Annotated in this window: 18 protein-coding genes and 1 riboswitch; of the genes, 6 read left to right on the top strand and 12 right to left on the bottom strand. The window is 72.3% G+C overall.

All coding sequences use genetic code 11. The annotated features are described in order from the left end of the window. Nucleotides 1-8 precede the first annotated feature (8 nt). From ABZ624_RS28850 to ABZ624_RS28830, 5 genes are read right to left on the bottom strand one after another with little or no spacing between them, the layout of a single operon-like run. On the bottom strand, nucleotides 9-281 hold the full coding sequence (locus ABZ624_RS28850; protein WP_023552153.1) for a phosphoribosyl-ATP diphosphatase: 273 nt from the start codon (nucleotides 279-281) through the stop codon (nucleotides 9-11). Nucleotides 282-315: 34 nt separating this feature from the next. Beyond that, nucleotides 316-801, bottom strand: a complete 486-nt coding sequence (gene ribH / locus ABZ624_RS28845) for a 6,7-dimethyl-8-ribityllumazine synthase (RefSeq protein WP_360095065.1) — start codon at nucleotides 799-801, stop codon at nucleotides 316-318. Between the two features lie 27 nt (nucleotides 802-828). Next, nucleotides 829-2,118, bottom strand: a complete 1,290-nt coding sequence (locus ABZ624_RS28840) for a bifunctional 3,4-dihydroxy-2-butanone-4-phosphate synthase/GTP cyclohydrolase II (protein WP_360095062.1) — start codon at nucleotides 2,116-2,118, stop codon at nucleotides 829-831. Then, on the bottom strand, nucleotides 2,115-2,756 hold the full coding sequence (locus ABZ624_RS28835) for a nicotinamide mononucleotide transporter family protein (protein ID WP_360095059.1): 642 nt from the start codon (nucleotides 2,754-2,756) through the stop codon (nucleotides 2,115-2,117). The genes ABZ624_RS28840 and ABZ624_RS28835 overlap by 4 nt, the downstream gene beginning before the upstream one ends. Beyond that, nucleotides 2,753-3,361: a riboflavin synthase gene (locus ABZ624_RS28830; RefSeq protein WP_360095056.1), complete on the bottom strand. Its 609-nt coding sequence runs from the start codon at nucleotides 3,359-3,361 to the stop codon at nucleotides 2,753-2,755. Before ABZ624_RS28830 ends, ABZ624_RS28835 begins: the two co-directional genes overlap by 4 nt. 161 nt (nucleotides 3,362-3,522) lie before the next feature. Continuing rightward, nucleotides 3,523-3,653, bottom strand: a riboswitch (FMN riboswitch). 358 nt (nucleotides 3,654-4,011) lie between these two features. Between ABZ624_RS28830 and ABZ624_RS28825 the strand changes: the two genes are divergently transcribed. After that, a complete protein-coding gene (locus ABZ624_RS28825; RefSeq protein WP_360095053.1) occupies nucleotides 4,012-4,755 on the top strand; it encodes an NAD(P)H-binding protein in 744 nt (247 codons plus the stop codon). Nucleotides 4,756-4,972: 217 nt separating this feature from the next. Beyond that, nucleotides 4,973-6,187 (top strand): MFS transporter, encoded by a 1,215-nt coding sequence (locus ABZ624_RS28820; RefSeq protein WP_360095050.1) that lies wholly within the window; start codon nucleotides 4,973-4,975, stop codon nucleotides 6,185-6,187. Here ABZ624_RS28820 and ABZ624_RS28815 read toward each other — a convergent pair. Beyond that, nucleotides 6,147-6,605 (bottom strand): thioesterase family protein, encoded by a 459-nt coding sequence (locus ABZ624_RS28815; RefSeq protein ID WP_360095047.1) that lies wholly within the window; start codon nucleotides 6,603-6,605, stop codon nucleotides 6,147-6,149. The two genes, ABZ624_RS28820 and ABZ624_RS28815, sit on opposite strands and share 41 nt — an antisense overlap. Before the next feature lie 142 nt (nucleotides 6,606-6,747). Here ABZ624_RS28815 and ABZ624_RS28810 point away from each other — a divergent pair, with 142 nt between their 5' ends. After that, entirely contained in the window at nucleotides 6,748-8,142 is a 1,395-nt protein-coding gene (locus ABZ624_RS28810) for a solute carrier family 23 protein (RefSeq protein WP_360095044.1), read from the top strand. On the opposite strand, the gene ABZ624_RS28805 is transcribed toward ABZ624_RS28810, so the two are convergent. Beyond that, nucleotides 8,115-9,209 carry a glycoside hydrolase family 6 protein gene (locus ABZ624_RS28805; RefSeq protein ID WP_360095245.1) on the bottom strand — a complete coding sequence of 365 codons (1,095 nt, stop codon included), beginning with the start codon at nucleotides 9,207-9,209 and terminating at the stop codon, nucleotides 8,115-8,117. The two genes, ABZ624_RS28810 and ABZ624_RS28805, sit on opposite strands and share 28 nt — an antisense overlap. A gap of 179 nt (nucleotides 9,210-9,388) precedes the next feature. Between ABZ624_RS28805 and ABZ624_RS28800 the strand changes: the two genes are divergently transcribed. Continuing rightward, nucleotides 9,389-10,075, top strand: coding sequence for a DUF5995 family protein (locus ABZ624_RS28800; protein ID WP_360095041.1), 687 nt, complete (start codon nucleotides 9,389-9,391; stop codon nucleotides 10,073-10,075). 95 nt (nucleotides 10,076-10,170) lie between these two features. Next, nucleotides 10,171-11,100: an LLM class F420-dependent oxidoreductase gene (locus tag ABZ624_RS28795; RefSeq protein ID WP_360095038.1), complete on the top strand. Its 930-nt coding sequence runs from the start codon at nucleotides 10,171-10,173 to the stop codon at nucleotides 11,098-11,100. A gap of 40 nt (nucleotides 11,101-11,140) precedes the next feature. Here ABZ624_RS28795 and ABZ624_RS28790 read toward each other — a convergent pair whose 3' ends face one another. Continuing rightward, nucleotides 11,141-12,838, bottom strand: a complete 1,698-nt coding sequence (locus tag ABZ624_RS28790) for an NAD(P)/FAD-dependent oxidoreductase (RefSeq protein ID WP_360095035.1) — start codon at nucleotides 12,836-12,838, stop codon at nucleotides 11,141-11,143. A gap of 49 nt (nucleotides 12,839-12,887) precedes the next feature. Then, on the bottom strand, nucleotides 12,888-13,676 hold the full coding sequence (locus ABZ624_RS28785) for a carbon-nitrogen hydrolase family protein (RefSeq protein ID WP_360095032.1): 789 nt from the start codon (nucleotides 13,674-13,676) through the stop codon (nucleotides 12,888-12,890). A 325-nt stretch (nucleotides 13,677-14,001) separates the two neighbouring features. Between ABZ624_RS28785 and ABZ624_RS28780 the strand changes: the two genes are divergently transcribed. Further along, a complete protein-coding gene (locus ABZ624_RS28780; RefSeq protein WP_360095029.1) occupies nucleotides 14,002-14,553 on the top strand; it encodes a Repetin in 552 nt (183 codons plus the stop codon). Between the two features lie 30 nt (nucleotides 14,554-14,583). Here the strand turns inward: ABZ624_RS28780 and ABZ624_RS28775 are convergent, their stop codons facing one another. From ABZ624_RS28775 to ABZ624_RS28765, 3 genes are read right to left on the bottom strand one after another with little or no spacing between them, the layout of a single operon-like run. Beyond that, nucleotides 14,584-14,964 carry a DUF742 domain-containing protein gene (locus ABZ624_RS28775; RefSeq protein ID WP_360095026.1) on the bottom strand — a complete coding sequence of 127 codons (381 nt, stop codon included), beginning with the start codon at nucleotides 14,962-14,964 and terminating at the stop codon, nucleotides 14,584-14,586. Nucleotides 14,965-14,972: 8 nt separating this feature from the next. Further along, on the bottom strand, nucleotides 14,973-15,398 hold the full coding sequence (locus ABZ624_RS28770; protein ID WP_360095023.1) for a roadblock/LC7 domain-containing protein: 426 nt from the start codon (nucleotides 15,396-15,398) through the stop codon (nucleotides 14,973-14,975). Beyond that, nucleotides 15,388-17,817 carry a nitrate- and nitrite sensing domain-containing protein gene (locus ABZ624_RS28765; protein ID WP_360095020.1) on the bottom strand — a complete coding sequence of 810 codons (2,430 nt, stop codon included), beginning with the start codon at nucleotides 17,815-17,817 and terminating at the stop codon, nucleotides 15,388-15,390. Before ABZ624_RS28765 ends, ABZ624_RS28770 begins: the two co-directional genes overlap by 11 nt. Nucleotides 17,818-17,833 lie beyond the last annotated feature (16 nt).

The raw sequence follows: 17,833 nt of genomic DNA, 5'->3' as shown, positions 1-17,833 counted from the left end.
GGTACGGCTCAGAGGTGGGCGTAGACGTCGTCCAGGGAGATCCCGCGGGCGACCATCATCACCTGGACGTGGTACAGCAGCTGCGAGATCTCCTCGGCGGCCGCCTCCTTGCCCTCGTACTCGGCGGCCATCCAGACCTCGGCGGCCTCTTCGACGACCTTCTTGCCGATGGCATGCACGCCCTTGCCCACCAGCTCTGCGGTACGGGAGGTGGCGGGATCGCCGTGGGCGGCCTTCTGCTGGAGCTCGGTGAAGAGCTCCTCGAACGTCTTCTTGGACATGGTGCTGCCCACCCTACGCGGTGCGGGCGACTCCCTAGTGCCAGGGTTCAGATACTGAGCGCAGCGTGGCCGCGGTCGCCACGGCGGCCGTCACCGCCTCGTGGCCCTTGTCCTCGGTGGAGCCCTCGATGCCGGCCCGGTCCAGGGCCTGCTGCTCGGTGTCGCAGGTGAGCACGCCGAAGCCGACGGGGACGCCGGTCTCGACGCTGACCTGGGTGAGGCCCTGGGTGACGCCCTGGCACACGTAGTCGAAATGGGGGGTGCCGCCGCGGATGACGACTCCGAGGGCGACCACGGCGTCGTAGCCGCGCCCGGCCAGTACCTTGGCGGCGACCGGCAGTTCGAAGCTGCCGGGGACCCGGATCAGGGTCGGCTCGTCGATCCCCAGGTCGTGCAGGGCGCGCAGGGCGCCGTTCACCAGACCGTCCATCACCTTCTCGTGCCACTGCGCCGCGATGACGGCGACCCTGAGGTCGCTCGCGTTGCGTACGGACAGTTCCGGTGCACCCTTGCCGCTCACGTCTCTCCTAAGTGCTGTCTTGCTTGCTTACTGGTTGCCGCAGGTGGACACGGCAGGTGTGTCCAGCCAGGGCAGGTCGTGCCCCATCCGGTCCCGCTTGGTGCGCAGGTAGCGGAGGTTGTGCTCGCCCGCCTGGACCGGCATCGGCTCCCGGCTGCTGACCCTGAGGCCGTGGCGCAGGAGTGCGTCGGTCTTCTCGGGGTTGTTGGTCATCAGGCGGACGCTGCGCACACCGAGGTCGGCGAGGATCTGCGCGCCGGCGCCGTAGTCGCGGGCGTCGGCGGGCAGCCCGAGTTCCAGGTTGGCGTCGAGGGTGTCGCGGCCCTGCTCCTGGAGTTCGTACGCCCGCAGCTTGGACAGCAGGCCGATGCCGCGCCCCTCGTGGCCGCGCAGGTAGACCACCACTCCCCTGCCCTCGGCCTGGATCCGTTCCAGGGCGGTGTCCAGCTGGGGGCCGCAGTCACAGCGCAGGGACGAGAAGACGTCCCCGGTGAGGCATTCGGAGTGGACGCGGACCAGGACGTCCTCGCCGGCGCCGATCTCGCCGTGCACGAGGGCGACGTGCTCCACGCCGTCGACGGTGGACCGGTAGCCGTAGGCGGTGAAGGTGCCGTGCGCGGTGGGCAGGCGCGTCTCGGCCTCGCGGCGGACGGTGGGCTCGCTGCCGCGGCGGTAGGCGATCAGGTCCTCGATGGAGATGATCGACAGCCCGTGCTTGCGGGCGAACGGGATCAGCTCGGGCAGCCGCAGCATACGGCCGTCCTCACCGGCGATCTCCACGATCGCGCCGGCCGGGCGCAGGCCCGCGAGCCGGGCCAGGTCGACGGCGGCCTCGGTGTGGCCGTTGCGGACCAGGACGCCGCCGGGCTTGGCGCGCAGCGGGAAGACGTGGCCGGGGCGGACGAAGTCGGTGGGCTCGGCGGTGCCGCCGGCCAGCAGCTGGAGCGTGGTGGCACGGTCGGCGGCCGAGATGCCGGTGCTCACGCCGTGGGCGGCGGAGGCGTCCACGGAGACGGTGAACGCGGTCTTCATCGACTCGGTGTTGTCCTGGACCATCTGGGGGAGCTGGAGCCGGTCGAGCTCCTCGGGCTCCATGGGGGCGCAGATGAGTCCCCGGCACTCGCTCATCATGAACGCGACGATCTCGGGAGTGGCGTGTTCGGCCGCGACGACGAGGTCGCCCTCGTTCTCCCGGTCCTCGTCGTCCACGACGATGACCGGGCGGCCGGCCGCGATGTCGGCGATGGCCCGCTCGACGGGGTCGAGGCGGAACTCCTCGAGGTCGGCGGTGTCGTACAGCAGCGGTGCCGAGGTCATGCCGGCGCTCCTTCCAGGACGGGCTGCGGGCTCCTGCGGGAGCGCAGCCACCAGTCGCGCATGCCCCACAGGACGAGTGCGCCGTAGATGACGTAGACGAAACCGGAGAAGGCGTAGCCGTTGGCGAAGTTGAGGGGTACGCCGACGACGTCGACGAGCAGCCAGGCGATCCAGAACTCGACCATGCCCTTGGCCTGCGCGTACATGGCGACGATGGTGCCGACGAAGATGTAGGCGTCGGGCCAGGGGTCCCAGGACAGGGACGGGTAGGCCGTGAAGAGCAGGGCGACGGCGACCGTGCCGGCGGCGGCCGCGCCGAGCATCGCCGCGCGCTCGCGCCAGGTGGCGAACCGGGGGGCGATGTGGCCGTCCGTGGACCGGTCCTTGTCGCGCTGCCACTGCCACCAGCCGTAGAGCGCGACGGCCATGACGACGACCTGCTTGCCGGCACTGCCGGTCAGATGGCCGTAGAAGGCGGCGAAGAGGACGAGGCCGGAGAGGAACTGCACGGGCCAGGTCCACAGGGAGCGGCGCCAGCCGAGGGCGAGGGTGATCAGGCCGAGGATGTTTCCGGCCATGTCCGACCAGATGATGTGCTGGCCGAAGAGGGTGAAGGCCTCGGAGTTCAGCCAGCTCACTTGGTGGCTCCCGGGGCGCGGTCGCCGAGGAGCCGCTCGACGTACTTGGCGATGACGTCGACCTCGAGGTTGACCGGGTCGCCGGGCTGCTTGTGGCCGAGCGTGGTCAGATCGAGGGTGGTCGGGATGAGGCTGACGGTGAAGTGGTCCGGGCCGGCCTCCACGACCGTGAGGCTGATGCCGTCGACGGTGATGGAGCCCTTCTCGACGACGTAGCGGGAGAGGTCCGCCGGGAGCGAGATCTTGACGATCTCCCAGTTCTCGGAGGGGATGCGCGCCAGCACCTGCCCGGTGCCGTCGACATGGCCCTGCACGATGTGCCCGCCGAGGCGCGTGCCGACGGCGGTGGGGCGTTCGAGGTTGACGCGGGAGCCGACGGTGAGTGCGCCGAGGCTGGAACGCTTCAGGGTCTCCGCCATCACATCGGCGGTGAACTCGTCGTCCTCGTGCTCCACGACGGTGAGACAGACCCCGTTCACGGCGATGGAGTCGCCGTGCTGCGCGCCCTCGGTCACGACGGGGCCACGGAGCCGGAAGCGGGAGGCGTCGCCGAGGTTCTCGACGGCGGTGACCTCACCCAGCTCTTCGACGATTCCGGTGAACACTTCCCGGGTCCTCCTGCCTCTTCGGGCACGGACTCCGGGGCCTGTCGATGACGACAGAATCTACGGGTGAGCACACACCGGGGCGTCGCCGGAACGGGCCCGTCCGCATATGGACGCGCCCAGATACGGCGGCGCGCACACGGAAAACGCATGCCCGCCCGCCGCGCACTGCCTCCCATCCGGACTTTAACCGTCGGTCCAGGAATTTCACCTGGTCAACCGGCCGCTGGAAGCGACCGGGTCGCGGACTGTAACCGCCGGTTCGGACTTTCACCGACCCCGGAGTGCGCTGCTTCTGGTACAGGGCCAGTGTGCCACGCCGGGCCGCCGTCCAGACAGGTGTGCGGTGTGGGCTCCCTCACAGTGCGTGTCGCCGGCCTTGCGGGGCGCGACCGGACCGCACAACTGGCGGGCGGACGGGGCCGATTGGCCTGGTCCCGAGCCATTGACCGGGTTGGTCTAGTCCTTTTAGGGTGCGGACGGGTCCGGCGGCGGTGACGACGGCCCTTGCCCGCCGCCGGACCGCCGCCAACTGCCGTCAGCCGGGCGGGCCAGCCGGGGCATGTCACATTCACCGAGGTCCGCGCCGTCTCATCCGAAGGAGGGTGCCCCGACGGGGGGTGCCCGGCGTCCGGAGGGACAGAAACAGCATGACCACGATCCTGGTGACCGGCGGAACCGGCACGCTCGGCCAGTGCGTGACGCGGCGGCTGCGGGCGGACGGACACGAGGTGCGGGTGCTGAGCCGGCACGCACAGCCGTACGCCGTCGATCTGCGTGCGGGCGGCAGCGGGCTCGACACCGCGCTCGCCGGTGTGGAGACCGTGGTGCACTGCGCGAGCACCCAGCGGGGCGGGGACGAGAAGGCGGCCGAGCATCTCGTCGCGGCGGCGCGGCGGGCCGGAGTGGGCCATCTGGTCTACATCTCCATCGTCGGGGTCGACCGGGTTCCGCTCGGCTACTACCGGACCAAGCTGGCAGTGGAGCGGCAGATCGAGGCGTCGGGGCTCGGCTGGACCATCCTGCGCACGACCCAGTTCCATGACCTGCTCGTCTCGGTCCTGGGCGGGCTGGCCAAGGCGCCCGTCCTGCTGGTCCCGGCCGGGGTGCCGGACCAGCCGGTGGAGGTGGCCGAAGTCGCGGACCGGCTGGCCGGGTTGGCGCTCGCCGGTCCGGCGGGGCGGGTGGCGGACATGGGCGGCCCCGAGGTGCGGACCCTGGACTCCCTGGCCCGCTCCTACCTCCGCGCGACCGGCCGGCGCCGTGCGGTGGCCCGGGTGCCGCTGTTCGGCGGGACCTATCGCGCCGCCCGCGCGGGCGGTCTGCTGACGCCGGAACAGGCGGTGGGGAAGACGACGTTCGAGGAGTATCTGGGGCGCCGGTTCGGCGGCTGACGGAGAGCCGGGGCCACCGGTTCACCAGCGCGGCGGGGCCAGGTGTCGGCAGGCCGCACTCGCGGCCAGGGCGACGACCGCCGCAGCGCCCGCCGGCGCGTGGAAGCCGGGGAAGTCTCCGTCGCAGTCGCTCGCCGAGGGCAGTGCCGCAATGGTTCAGGGCGCGTACCGGCGGGGGCGGCGGCACGGTGGGGGACTCTCGGGGAGGTACCGGAACATGAGTGACGTGGGCTACGCAGGTGACGAGGTGAGGCGCGCCCGGTATGCCGTGGCGGCCGTGTTCGCCGTGCACGGCGCGGTGACCGGCACGTTCGCCACGCGCGTGCCGTGGATCCAGGACCACGCCTCGCTGAGCTCGGGCCGGCTGGGGTTCGCGCTGGCCTTCACGGCGTTCGGCGCCTCGTGCGCGATGCCGCTGGCGGGCCGGATCAGCCATCGCTTCGGCAGCCGTACGGCCCTGCGCGGGCTGCTCGCGCTGTGGACACTCTCCCTGGTCCTGCCGTCGCTCGCGCCGAACCTCGCCACCCTGTGCCTGGCGATGTTCACCTACGGTGCGAGCTCGGGCATGGCCGACGTGGCGATGAACGCGCTCGGTGTCGAGGTCGAGCGGCTGCTCGGCAGGTCGGTCATGTCGGGGCTGCACGGCATGTGGAGCGCGGGCACGCTGACCGGCTCGGCGGCCGGCACGCTCGCCGCGCACCTCGGCTCGGACGCCCGGCTGCACTTCACGCTCACCGCTGCCGTGCTCACCGTGCTCGGCCTTGCGGTCTGCGCCCGGGTGCTGGATCTGCAGCCCGCCGAGGAAGAGGAGCCGCCGCCGCGGTTCGCGCTGCCGCCGCGCTCGGCGCTGCTGATCGGCACGGTCGGCTTCTGCGCGGTGTTCGCCGAGGGCGCGAGCCTGGACTGGTCGGCGGTGTTCCTGCGGGACCGGCTGGACAGCTCGGCCGGGGTGGCGGCGGCCTGCACGACCGGCTTCGTGCTGACGATGGCGGTGGCCCGGATCGCCGGGGACGCGGTGGTGAACCGGTACGGCGCGGTCCGCACCGTCCGCGCCGGTGGCGTCCTGGCCGTGCTGGGCGGTCTGCTGATCGTTGCCGCCGCGCATCCGGCGGTCGCCATGGCCGGGTTCGCGCTGATGGGACTCGGCATCGCGGTGGTCGTCCCGCTGTGCTTCGCGGCGGCCGGGCACGCCGGGCCGAACCCGAGCCAGGCCATAGCCGGCGTCGCGACGATCACCTACACCTCGGGGCTGATCGCGCCGAGCCTGATCGGCGGGGTGGCCCAGGCGACCAGCCTGGTGATGTCGTTCTGCGTGGTGACGGCGCTGGCGTGCGGGCTCGCGGTGTTCGCGGGGGTGCTGCGCACGGCGGAGCGCGGCGGCCGGAAGGAGATCAGTCCGCAGACCGCAGCAGTTCCCGGCCCACGGCCCTGAAAGCGTCGGTCCACGGCGCGGGTCGCAGCGTCGTGGCGTCCAGCCGGACCAGCACCCGGGTGCCCTCGGCGTAGGTCTGTGTGCCGTCGGCCGAGCAGAACCGGAAGCCGTAGGTCAGGCCGGTGGCGCCCAGCCGCTCCAGCCAGAGGTGGACGGCGTAGGTGCCGGGCCGGGTCACCGGTGCCTCATAGCTGATGCGCAGCTCGCGGACGGCATTGCAGGCGTCGCCGGCCGCGTGCCAGTCGCCGTCGAAGCGGACGCCGTGCTCATTCCACAGCTCGGTCCAGGCGCGCTCGACCATCAGCGGGTAGCGGGCGTTGTGCAGGAGCCCCAGGGCGTCGAGGTCGTCGAAGTGGACGGTGACCGGGATCAGCCGGCCGTAGGACAGGGCGGGGGCGATCGGGGCTTCGGCGGTCACGGGAGGGCTCCTGAACATGGCTGAGGGAGGATCCATACTAAGCGACCGCTCAGAATGCGCGGGGCCGTGCGAGCGCGGGGCCGCCGGTACCCGGACAATGGTCCGGAACCCCTTCACGTACGTAAGAAAGCGAAACCCCACCATGGACCTCGGCGTGCGCTGGAAACTGCACGGTGACGGGCGCACGCCCGCGCCCGGAGCGGTGGTACGCCCCGATGAACGGCTCTCCTGGCCCCGCACGGTGGGCCTGGGCGCCCAGCACGTGGTCGCGATGTTCGGCGCGTCCTTCGTGGCGCCCGTGCTGATGGGTCTCGACCCGAATCTCGCCATCATGATGTCGGGTGTGGCGACCGCGATCTTCCTGCTCGCCACCCGCGGCCGGGTTCCGAGCTATCTGGGCTGCTCCCTGTCCTTCGTGGGCGTGGCCGCCGTCATCCGCGCCCAGGGCGGTACGAGCGCCACCGTGACCGGCGCGGTCCTCGTGGTCGGAGCGGTGCTGTTCCTGGTGGGCCTCGCCGTGCAGCGCTTCGGCGCGCGGATCATCCACGCGGCCATGCCGCCGATCGTCACCGGCGCGGTCGTCATGCTGATCGGCTTCAACCTCGCGCCGGTGACCGCCTCCACCTACTGGCCCCAGGACCAGTGGACGGCCCTGCTGGTCATGCTGTTCACCGGGCTGGCCGTGGTCTGTCTGCGCGGTTTCTGGTCCCGCATCGCGATCTTCCTCGGGCTGGTCTTCGGGTACGGCATCTCCTGGGCCTTCGACCGGATCTTCGGCAGGATCCACTCCATGAGCCCGAGCGGCAAGGTCACCGACCACTGGCGGCTCGACCTCTCCGGAGTCTCCAAGGCCGACTGGATCGGTCTGCCGCACTTCCACGGGCCGTCCTTCCAGTGGTCGGCCGTCCTGGTCGCGCTGCCGGTCGTCATCGCCCTGGTCGCGGAGAACGCGGGGCACGTCAAGGCGGTCGGTGAGATGACCGGCGACCCACTGGACGACAAGCTCGGTACGGCGATCTCCGCGGACGGCGTCGCATCCGTGCTGTCCACCGCGGTGGGCGGCCCGCCGAACACCACCTACTCCGAGAACATCGGCGTGATGGCCGCGACCCGCGTCTACTCCACCGCCGCCTACTGGGCAGCGGCCGGCTTCGCCCTGCTCTTCGGCGTCTGCCCGAAGTTCGGCGCGGTCGTGGCCGCGATCCCGGGCGGTGTCCTCGGCGGCATCACCGTGATCCTCTACGGCATGATCGGCCTGCTCGGCGCCCAGATCTGGCTGCACGCCAAGGTGGACCTGCGCAACCCGCTGAACCTGGTGCCGGCCGCCGCGGGCATCATCATCGGCGTCGGCAACGTCAGCATGAAGTTCACCAGCACCTTCTCGCTCAGCGGCATCGCCCTCGGCACCGTGGTCGTCATCACCGGCTACCACGCGCTGCGCGCCTTCGCGCCGGCCCATCTGAAGAAGCAGGAGCCCCTGCTGGACGAGGGCACGTCCAGCTACGACGCTCAGGGGGCTCCGCGCGCCAGCTCGTAGGCGTACGACGGCGTGAACGTCCCGGCCGCGCCCCGGCAGCCGTCGGACTCCCCCGGCAGCTTGACCCACAGATAGGCGTCGATCCGGGCCTCGCCGGTGTCCAGGGTCGGGGCCCGGCCGAGCTTCCGGCCGGCCGGGTCGCACCACCGGCCGTCCGGCGGGGCGCCGTTGCCGTTGTGGCTGGTGTCGATCACCGCGCCGAGGCTCGCGGGGCCTCCGAGCGCGTCGAGGACCTGACGGTCGTAGGCGATCTCGTCGGCCGTGGTGCGGAAGTTGGAGACGTTGCTGAAGACGCCGTCGGCGTCCGCCGCTCCCGCCTGGCGCAGCAGGGCGGCCTGCTCGGCCGGCGGGTGCCAGCCGGAGTGGCCGGCGTCGTAGTAGACGCGCGCCTTTGGATCGGCGGACTTCAGCACCCGCCCGGCACGGGCCAGCGAGGCGAACCTGGCCGCGCGGTCGGCCTCCGGCAGGCAGTCGGACCGGGCGATGGAGTCCGGTTCCAGCACGATCATCACCTGGTCCGGGCCGAGCCCCTGCGCGAAGGCGTCGATCCAGGTGTCGTAGGCCGCGAGGTCCGGCGCGCCGCCCCGGGAGGCGCCGCCGCAGTCCCGGTCCGGGATCGCGTAGGGCACGAGCACCGGGACCCGGCCCCGCACCGCCGCTTCCGCGGTGACCGCCCGCACCCGGGCGGTGACGGTGTCCGGGTCGGGGTCGGTGAACCACACCGCGGCCGGCCGGCCTGCGATGCGGGCGGCGATGACGCCGGTGCGCGGATCGCCGGGGTGGACGCGGACCCAGTCCAGCACCTGGGAGCCGGGGTGGCGGTACAGGAGGGGCGCGGCGGGGGCGGCCGGCTTCACGGTCCCGGCGCGGGCGGCGGGGACAGTCCCCGGGGTCCGGTCGTGGCCCGAAGGGGCGCGGGGCCGCGTCCGACGTGCGGCTTGCGCCGCGTGCGTGCGATCAGTCACGACGGATCCGCGGACGTCAGGGCCCTCTCGCGGAGCGGTCAGCGCCGCGATGGTCCCGGCGACCGACCCGACCAGGGTCACCACCGAGGCCGCCGCCACCATCACCCCGCGCCGCACGGCGCGCCTGCGCGCGGCCCGGCGCTCGGCGAGACGCCGGGTACGTAAGCCTGACACCGTGCCGTTCCCCCCTCGCATCCGCGGCTCGCCGTCCGTTCCCCCGTTCCGGCGAAGCACCGGGCCGGTCGGCACGCCCGTCGGCCCAGGGCTGGGACCCTTCCCCCATGACGCAGTTGGAACACCTCACCACTCCGGTCGACGCGGTCGTCTCCCGGATGCGCGCCCTGGACGCGGCCCTGCCCGAGCGGGACGGGGTCGCCGTGTTCAACCGCGTCTACCTCACCGTCACGGAGGAGGTCGACCGGCATCTGGACGCCGGGGAGTTCCCGGATCCACGGGCGGCGATCGCGCTGGACGTACGGTTCGCCGAGCGGTACCTGGCGGCGGTCGACGCGACGGCCGCGGACCGCCGGGCACCCGCCTGCTGGCGTCCGCTGTTCCAGCTCCGCCGCCATCCCGGGGTACGGCCGCTGCAGTTCGCGCTGGCGGGCATCAACGCGCACATCGGGCACGATCTCGCGCTCGCCGTGGTGGACGCCTGTCGTACGCTCGGCTGCGAACCACCCGACGTGGAGGACGAGTTCGACCGCGTGGGCGAGCTCCTCGTCTCGCTGGAGGAGCGCGTCCGCGAGGATCTGATGCCGGGTCCCGACCTGCTCCAGATCGCCGATCCGCTCACCCATCTGCTGGGCTCCTGGAGCCTGGAGCGGGCCCGCGACGCGGCCTGGGTGGCGGCACGGGCCCTGTGGGCGCTGCGCCATTGCGGCGAGGTGGCCGAGGAGTTCACCGAACGGCTGGACGCGGCGGTGGGGTTCGCGGGGCGGATGCTGCTCACGCCCCTCGCCGACTGAGGTGGCCTGAACCCGTCGCCGCGCGCCGCCTCCGGAACTCCCCTGCGGTGACCTTACGTTGAGCCGTTCGTACCCGATCGCAGAGGAGCAGCGGTATGGCGTCCAGGCTCGGCCTCAGTCTCCCCCAGATGCGCCAGTACGCCATCGGAAGGGACGTGCCGGACGTGGCACGCGCCGCCGAGGCCATCGGCTACGACAGCCTGTGGGTCTTCGAGCGCGCCCTGTTCCCCGAACCGGCCACGCAGGGCCTGTACGGCGTCGAGGGCCTGCCCTGGCCCGACCAGTACCGGAGCGTGGCGGACCCGCTGGTCACCCTCACCCTGGCCGCGGCGGCCACGGAGCGGGCGGAGCTGGGCTCCAGCGTCCTGGTGGCGCCGCTGCACGTGCCGTTCCAGCTCGCGAAGGCTCTGGCCTCGCTGGACGCGGCGAGCGGCGGCCGGGTGATCGCGGGCTTCGGCACCGGCTGGTCCCTGGACGAGTACGCGGCCTCGGCCGTCCGGCCGTTCGAGGAGCGGGGCGCGGTGCTGGACGAGATCATCGAGGTGTGCCGGGTGGTGTGGGGTCCGGATCCGGTCGTCTACGAGGGCGAGTTGACCAGGATCGCCTCGGCCGTGGTCGGGCCCAAGCCCGCCCGGCCGATCCCGGTGATGCTGGCGGCGAGCAACGCGCGGGCCTTCCGCAGGCTCGTCGACCATGCCGACGGCTGGCTGCCTGCGGGGTTCGGCGTGGAGGGGGTGAGCGCACAGTGGCGGCAGTTGCGGGAACTGGCCGAGGAGCGGGGCCGTACGAAGCCGATCCGGACCGTGCTACGGGTGAACACCAGCCGCCAGGCGAAGCCGTACGACGGGGCGGACCGCCAACCCTTCCAGGGCGATGTCGACCAGATCGTGGAGGACCTCGTGGAGTACGCCGGCATCGGCCTGGACGAGATCCTCGTCGACCTCCAGGGCACCGCGCGGGACGCGCAGGAGCTCAAGGACGTCGCCGCAGAGGTGTTTGAAAAGGCGCGGGCGGCCGGAGTCTGAGGCCGGCCGCCCACGCCTTGGTCCTTGCTCGCTCTTCTCGTCAGTCTTCCGGCAGCTCCACGGGGGCGATCTCGTCGTACAGGTCACCCGGGCCGGGGTTGGCCGGGTCGCTCTCGCCGCCGAAGTGGTGCATGACGCCCCAGACCGCGTTCAGCGCGGTCTGGATCGCACCCTCGGCCCAGCCGGCCGTCCAGGAGATGTCGTCGCCGGCGAGGAAGATGCCGCGCTTGTCCTCGGGCAGCCGGTCCTGCATGAAGTGGGTGAACAGGCGCCGCTGGTAGCGGTAGTGGCCGGGCAGGTTGGCCTTGAACGCGCCCATGAAGTAGGGCTCGTTCTCCCAGGAGACCGTCACCGGGTTGCCGATGATGTGCTTCCTGATGTCGACCTTCGGGTAGATCTCGCCGAGCGACTTCAGCATGACCTCCATCCGCTCGTTCGCGGACAGCGGCAGCCACTTCAGGCTGTCGTCGCACCAGGTGTAGGACAGGCAGATCACGGCCGGCTTGTCCGGGCCGTCGTCCAGCAGGTAGGTGCCCCGGGTCATACGGTCGGTGAGCGTCATCGACATGACGTCCCGGCCGGTCTCCTCGTCCTTGTCCAGCCAGAACGGCCGGTCGACCGGGACGAAGAGCTTGCTGGACTCCATGTAGTGGGTGCGCTCGATCGCCGTCCAGTGGTCGATCGGGAACAGCGAGTCGTCGCAGGCGATCTTGGACAGCAGCATCCAGGACTGGGCGGTGAAGATCGCCGCCTTGTAGGTGCGGATGTCGCCGTTCGCGTCCGTCACGGTGATCTGGTTGCCGGCGGTGCGGTGCAGCCGGGTCACGGCCGGGCGGGGCTCGCCGTCCACGTGCAGGGACTTCAGCGAGGTGCCGTACGGCCAGTGGACGATCTTCTCCGGCTCGCGCTCCCACAGGCGCAGCGGCAGCTGCTGGGAGCCGCCGACGATGCCACGGTGGTGGTCGTCGGCCTCGGTGTAGACGACGCGGAGGATCTCCAGGATGGAGTTCGGGAAGTCGGTGTCCCAGCCGCCGGTGCCGAAGCCGACCTGCCCGAAGATCTCGCGGTGCCGGAAGGACTTGAAGGCCTCGGAGTCACAGAGGAAGCCGTAGAAGGTCTGGTTGTCGAGCTTCTCGACCAGCTGCGCCCAGATCTCGCGGATACGCGGGACGTCCCGCTCGCGCATGGCGCGGTTCATGTCGGAGAAGTCGGCGCCCTCTTCGAGGCACTTGTTCCAGGCGTCGGCGACGTCCCGGTACACCTGCGGCAGGTCGTCGACGGTCTCGGCGTAGTGCGACTCGCCCTTGAGGTCCACGACGGTCGAGGGCGTGGCCTCGGCCAGCGGGTTCGGGAAGGGCCTGGTCTCCAGGCCCACCATGTCGATGTAGTGCTGGAGCGCGGTGGAGGACGGCGGGAAGCGCATCGCGCCCAGTTCGCAGTTGAGCGCGTCGTCGCACCCCTCGAAGCCGACCGTGCGCAGCCGGCCGCCGAGCTGGTCGGCCTCGTAGACGACGGGCTTGAGGCCCATCTTCATCAGCTCGTACGCGGCCACGATCCCGGACAGGCCGCCGCCGATGACCGCGACCTCGGTGCCGTGCTCGGTCGCGGGTATCTGCCCGAGGCCCGCCGGGTGGGCGAGGAAGTCGTCGTAGGCGTAGGGGAAGTCCGGGCCGAACATGGTGATCGGCGGCTGCTGCTCGTCGGTGTGCTCGACGGCGTTGGGCACCGTGGACGTCATGGGGTACGGACTCCTTGCGCGGGGGTGACTCGGGGGGAGGCTGGGGGGTTCAGACGAGGGACCCGTACAGACCGGGGCGGCGGTCCTTCAGGTACGGGTTCGCCTCACGGGAGGCGGCCAGGAAGGCCGGGTCGACATCGGCGAGCACCAGTTCCTCACCGCGGCCGGCGCGGGTACGGGCGATGCCGTCGGGCCCGGCCAGGGCGGAGAGCCCGAAGAACTCGAACTCGCCCTCGGGTCCGACCCGGTTGACGTACGCGACGTACATCTGGTTCTCCCACGCACGCACCGGCACCATGGCTTCGGCGACGAACTGGAACGGGTGCATGTTCGCCGTCGGCACGACGAGCAGGTCGGTGCCGGCCAGGGCATGGGCGCGCGCGTTCTCCGGGAACTCGACGTCGTAGCAGATCATGATGCCGACGGTCAGGCCGCCCAGCCGGGCCTGGACGAGCGACTGCTCGCCCGGGGTGAAGTGCTCGCGCTCGGCGCAGCCGAAGAGGTGGGTCTTGCGGTAGTTCGCGAGGCGGGTGCCGTCGGCGGAGAGCAACTGGGCGGAGTTGTAGACGGTCTCGCCGTCGCGCTCCGGGTAGCCGTAGGCGATCGCGATGCCGTGCCGGGTGGCCATCTCCGCGATCGCGTCGGCGGAGTCGCCGTCGGCGGGCTCGGCGAGGCGGCCGATGTCGTCGCCGATGGCGTATCCGGTCAGGAACATCTCCGGTGCGGTGAGCAGCGCGGCGCCCGCGGCGGCGGCACGGCCCGCGGCCTCGTCGAGGACCTTGAGGTTCTCGACGATCGAGCCGGGGCGGCCGGAGCTCTGGAGCAGGGCGGTGCGCATGCGGGGTCCTCACCGGAAAGAGGTTCGTGTGGGTGGCCGGGAAGTTTTGGGGGCCATGAAAAAGGTACGGTCGGCGCGCTCGGCCGGACAAGGAGGAGCCGTTGCGCGTCTGTGCGCGGTTCGTTGCGTGGAAGGGGGGCGTGGCGGCGATTCGTTGCGCGCCCTGGGGGCCGCAGGCCGTCCTCCCCGAGGCGCAGGTCACGGCCGGGCTTCCCCGCCGGATGGCGGAGGTGGGGTCCCGCCCGTGGGGCGATGTGCGACCGGCCCGTTGCCGGGAGAGTGGTGATCGCTCAGTACACGCGCTTGACCTGCGGAAAGGACCGTCATGAAGCGTCGCACGAAGATCGCCGCCGTCACCCTCACCGTCGCCCTGCTGATCACCGCCGGAACGGCCGGGGCGGCGCTGGCCTCGGGCGGCGGGGCACCCCACCCCCAGCGGGAGGCCGCCTCCCTGACCGGTACGGCCAAGCTGTACCGGTCGGCCGGGGACGACATCACCTTCGGCTTCGACGCGCATCTGGCGCAGAAGGACAACATGAACCCGCGCAAGGCCACCGGCACCTTCGAGTTCAGCCACTACCTGCACGGCCAGGGCGCCTGGGCCAGGGCCAAGGTCGACTGCCTGGTCACCGGCGGCCCGGTCGCCGTCGTCTCCGGTGTGATCACCGCGTCCGACCTGCCGGGGGCGAAGGGCAAGCGGGTCGGCGTCACGGTCCACGACCTCGGCCGGCACGACCGGCTGGGCTACAGCTGGGCGGGGGTCGGCAGCCCGAGGGACACCAAGGACCTGCCGCCGTGTGTGTCGTCCGCCCCGTTCGAGAAGGTGAAGGAGGGCACGGGTGACTTCAAGGTCGTGCCCTGGCAGCCGAAGCTCTAGGTTCGGCTGCCGTGGTACCGACGGCAGGGCCTAGATCTCCCGCAGGCGCTGCACGATCTCCCTCAGCAGGCCCGGGTCGGCGGCCGGCCCGCCGGCCGGGAGGCGGCGCGGCTCGTCGATGCGGATCAGGCCCGCCTCGGCCAGATCGCCGAGCAGGACCCGCAGGACGGTCAGGGGCAGATCGGCGTCCGCGGCCAGCTCCACGACGGGACGCGGACCGCGCCGGACGAGGTCGAGCAGCGCGGCCCGGGCGTGGTCGACCTCCGGTCCCGGCGCGTCGGTGTCCAGCGCGGTCACCCGGGACATCAGGTCGATGGCGTGCGCGCCGGAGGGCCGGGTGCGGCCGCGGGTCACCGTGTAGGGGCGCACCATGGACCCGGTCTCGTCCTCGTACCAGTGCTCGTCGCTCACGTGCGGGATCAGCTGGGGTTGCGAGTGGCGGCGTCCAGGTGGCGGCCGAGGCGGCGGACGAGCAGGGCCATCTCGTGGGCGAGCTGGCCGACATCGGTGCGGGCCTCGCTGAGCACGGCGAGCCGGCTGCCGTGTCCGGCCGGGGTGATGAAGAGGTAGGCGTCGTCGAGCATCACCATGGTCTGCCGCACCCGGCCCGCCGCGAACCGCTCCCCCGCTGACCGGGCGAGGCCGTGGAAGCCGGAGCAGACGGCGGCCAGATGTTCGATGTCCCGCCGGCGCATCCCCTCCGAGCTGCTGAGGGGGAGCCCGTCGGCGGTCAGCAGGACGGCCTGGCGGACGTGGTCGGTGCGCGCCACGAGGTCATCCAGCAGCCAGCCGAGTGCTCCGCTGGGGTCGGCGGGCTGCTCGGGCCTCTGTTCGTCACCGGGCATCGTCGGTATCCGTCCCTTCGTGGGCGTGGTCGGGTGCGGGTGCATGTTCGGGTGCGGGGGCGTCGGGGCCGGTCGCGCCCATGTTGCGGGGCGGCATCTTCGCATGCGGCCCCGCGTCCCTGGGGAGGTGCGGTTCCGTCGGCTGCAAGGCACCGGAGCTCCCCGGAACCGCATCGGTCGTCGGCATGCCCCTGCGGCCGCGGTCCAGGCCCCGCTGAAACGCACCGAAGATCGCCCGCATCTCCTCGGCATCGACCTCCGGTGCCCTCACCGTGCTCTCCTCGGCCGGCGGCTCCTCCCGCAACTCCGGAGCGAGAGACGCCTGCCGGATCCGGGTGGGCAGAGCGGGCTCGGCCACCGCGCCCGGCGCGGGCACGGGCGTGAGCCTGCTGCGTGTCGGCGGCTCCCCCGCGGGTGGGCTCTGCCGCTCGGCCCGCGCGGCGGATCGCTTCCCGGTCGGCAGCTCGTGTACCGCTGCCCCCTGTTCTCGCGGCCCGACCGCCACCGGCTCCACCTCCGCCAGCACCCCGTCGGGGAGCAGGACCACCGCTGTCGTCCCGCCGTACGGTGAGTCGCGCAGGGTGACCTCGATGCCGTGCCGGGCGGCGAGGCGGCCGACGACGTAGAGGCCGAGCCGGTCGTGGCGGGTGGGGTCGAAGGCGTCGGGGTCGGTGAGGGTGCGGTGGGCCTGCGCGCGGACGTCGGCGTCGAGGCCGAGCCCCCGGTCGTCGATCTCCACCACGAACCCGTTGCCGGCCCGGCCGGTGCGCAGGGTGACCTGGGTGTGCGGCGGCGAGAACACCGTGGCGTTCTCCAGCAGTTCGGCGATCAGGTGCACCACGTCGGCGACCGCGTCCGCCGCGACGCCCGTCTCCGGCATCGGCGGCACCACCACGCGCGCGTAGTCCTCGATCTCGCTGACGGCCGAGGCGACGACGTCCGCGACCGGTACGGGCCGGCGCCAGCGCCGGCCGGGCGTGGCGCCGGAGAGGATGATCAGGCTCTCCGCGTGCCGGCGCATGCGTGTGGTCAGGTGGTCGATACGGAACAGCTCGCGGAGCACGTCGGGGTCGTCCGTGCGCCGTTCCAGGGTGTCGACGAGCTTCAGCTGCCGGTGGACGAGGGCCTGGTTGCGGCGGGCGATGTTGAGCAGCACCGCGAACAGGCCGCGGCGCAGGGTCGCCTGCTTGACGGCGGCCTCGACGGCGGCGAGCCGCGCGGTGTTGAAGGACCGGCCGACCTGCCCGATCTCGTCGTCACGCACGTCGTCGGCGGCCAGCGGCGGCGCCTCCGCCACCGCATCCACCTCCTCGCCCGCACTCAACCGGCGCATGACGTCGGGAAGTTGTTCCCTCGTCAGGACGTCGGCCGCGTCCCGCAGGGTCTCCAGACGCCGCGAGACGCGCCGGGCACCGCGCACCGCGAACCACAGGGAAAGCCCGGCGGCGCCGAGTCCGACCACGCCGACGACGGCCGCCTTGGTCAGCTCCCGGTAGGCGAAGGCCCGGCCGCGGGCGGCGGAGTTCTCGGCGGACTGCGTGCACAGCCGCATGTACCGCTGCACGGCCCGGTCGGTGGTGGACCGCCAGGTGTCCGCGGCGACCGCCTTCCCGGCACCGGCGGCACCGGCCCGCAGCAGCGCGTCCTCGCCGCGCGCCAGCGAGTCGTACAGGTTCCGGCGCTGGAACTGCTCGAACAGGGCGCGTGAGTCGGCGGGCAGGTCCGGTACGTACGTCCGCTGGAAGACGCGCCGGTCCTCGATGGTCGCGGTCAGGCTGTCGTACTGCCGGCCGGTCAGCGTGCCGGCCGCCCGCGCCCCGGCGACCAGCGCGTCCTCCCGCGAGACGTACTCCCGGACCCGCACCAGCTCGATGACGACCTGCGCCTCACGGGCGAGCTGTCCGGCCTGCAGGGCGGTGAGCGTGGACTGCACGTCGAACCCGGGCTCGACGAGCGCGCTGTACCGGTCCACGGCACGGTCCCAGGTGATGTGCCGGGACAGCACCTGCGCGCGCAGGTCGTCCAGCGTGCCGGTGGCGGTGACCATGGTGTCCAGCGCCTGTCGCTGCCGTGCCGTGAGCCGGCTGCGGTCGCCGCCCCGGACCGCCTGCCGCATGGCGTCGACGGCCCGGTCGGTGCGGCGCTGCTGCCCGAGCAGGTCGCCGGCGGCGGCCGTGTCGAGACGGCCCCCCAGGTAGGCGGCGGACATCCGGCGCTCGATCTGGATCTGCCCGATCGCGGTGTCCACGGGGGTGCCGAAGTCCTCGTACACCCCCTGGAGCCGGATCAGCGCGCGCGTCTCGCCGGTGACGGACCACATGGCGAAGCTCCACAGCCCCATCAGCGCGACGGCCGGGGCGAGCGCGAGCGCCACGATCCGCGCACGGACGGTGGTGGGACGGCCGAGGGGCCAGCGCATGGGGTACCTGCCGCTG

Origin of the sequence: Streptomyces sp. NPDC007205 (genome assembly GCF_040634095.1) — a bacterium.
GTDB lineage: Bacteria > Actinomycetota > Actinomycetes > Streptomycetales > Streptomycetaceae > Streptomyces.
Note: the sequence above shows the minus strand (reverse complement) of the source record. Positions and strands in the feature narration are given on the sequence as shown.

Excerpts from the sequence above, each read along its gene's own strand:
- ABZ624_RS28850 (WP_023552153.1), bottom strand. The coding sequence starts at position 281 with ATGTCCAAGAAGACGTTCGAGGAGCTCTTCACCGAGCTCCAGCAGAAG.
- ABZ624_RS28840 (WP_360095062.1), bottom strand. The coding sequence starts at position 2,118 with ATGACCTCGGCACCGCTGCTGTACGACACCGCCGACCTCGAGGAGTTC.
- ABZ624_RS28825 (WP_360095053.1), top strand. The coding sequence starts at position 4,012 with ATGACCACGATCCTGGTGACCGGCGGAACCGGCACGCTCGGCCAGTGC.
- ABZ624_RS28820 (WP_360095050.1), top strand. The coding sequence starts at position 4,973 with ATGAGTGACGTGGGCTACGCAGGTGACGAGGTGAGGCGCGCCCGGTAT.
- ABZ624_RS28810 (WP_360095044.1), top strand. The coding sequence starts at position 6,748 with ATGGACCTCGGCGTGCGCTGGAAACTGCACGGTGACGGGCGCACGCCC.
- ABZ624_RS28805 (WP_360095245.1), bottom strand. The coding sequence starts at position 9,209 with ATGGTGGCGGCGGCCTCGGTGGTGACCCTGGTCGGGTCGGTCGCCGGG.
- ABZ624_RS28800 (WP_360095041.1), top strand. The coding sequence starts at position 9,389 with ATGACGCAGTTGGAACACCTCACCACTCCGGTCGACGCGGTCGTCTCC.
- ABZ624_RS28795 (WP_360095038.1), top strand. The coding sequence starts at position 10,171 with ATGGCGTCCAGGCTCGGCCTCAGTCTCCCCCAGATGCGCCAGTACGCC.
- ABZ624_RS28790 (WP_360095035.1), bottom strand. The coding sequence starts at position 12,838 with ATGACGTCCACGGTGCCCAACGCCGTCGAGCACACCGACGAGCAGCAG.
- ABZ624_RS28785 (WP_360095032.1), bottom strand. The coding sequence starts at position 13,676 with ATGCGCACCGCCCTGCTCCAGAGCTCCGGCCGCCCCGGCTCGATCGTC.
- ABZ624_RS28780 (WP_360095029.1), top strand. The coding sequence starts at position 14,002 with ATGAAGCGTCGCACGAAGATCGCCGCCGTCACCCTCACCGTCGCCCTG.
- ABZ624_RS28770 (WP_360095023.1), bottom strand. The coding sequence starts at position 15,398 with ATGCCCGGTGACGAACAGAGGCCCGAGCAGCCCGCCGACCCCAGCGGA.
- ABZ624_RS28765 (WP_360095020.1), bottom strand. The coding sequence starts at position 17,817 with ATGCGCTGGCCCCTCGGCCGTCCCACCACCGTCCGTGCGCGGATCGTG.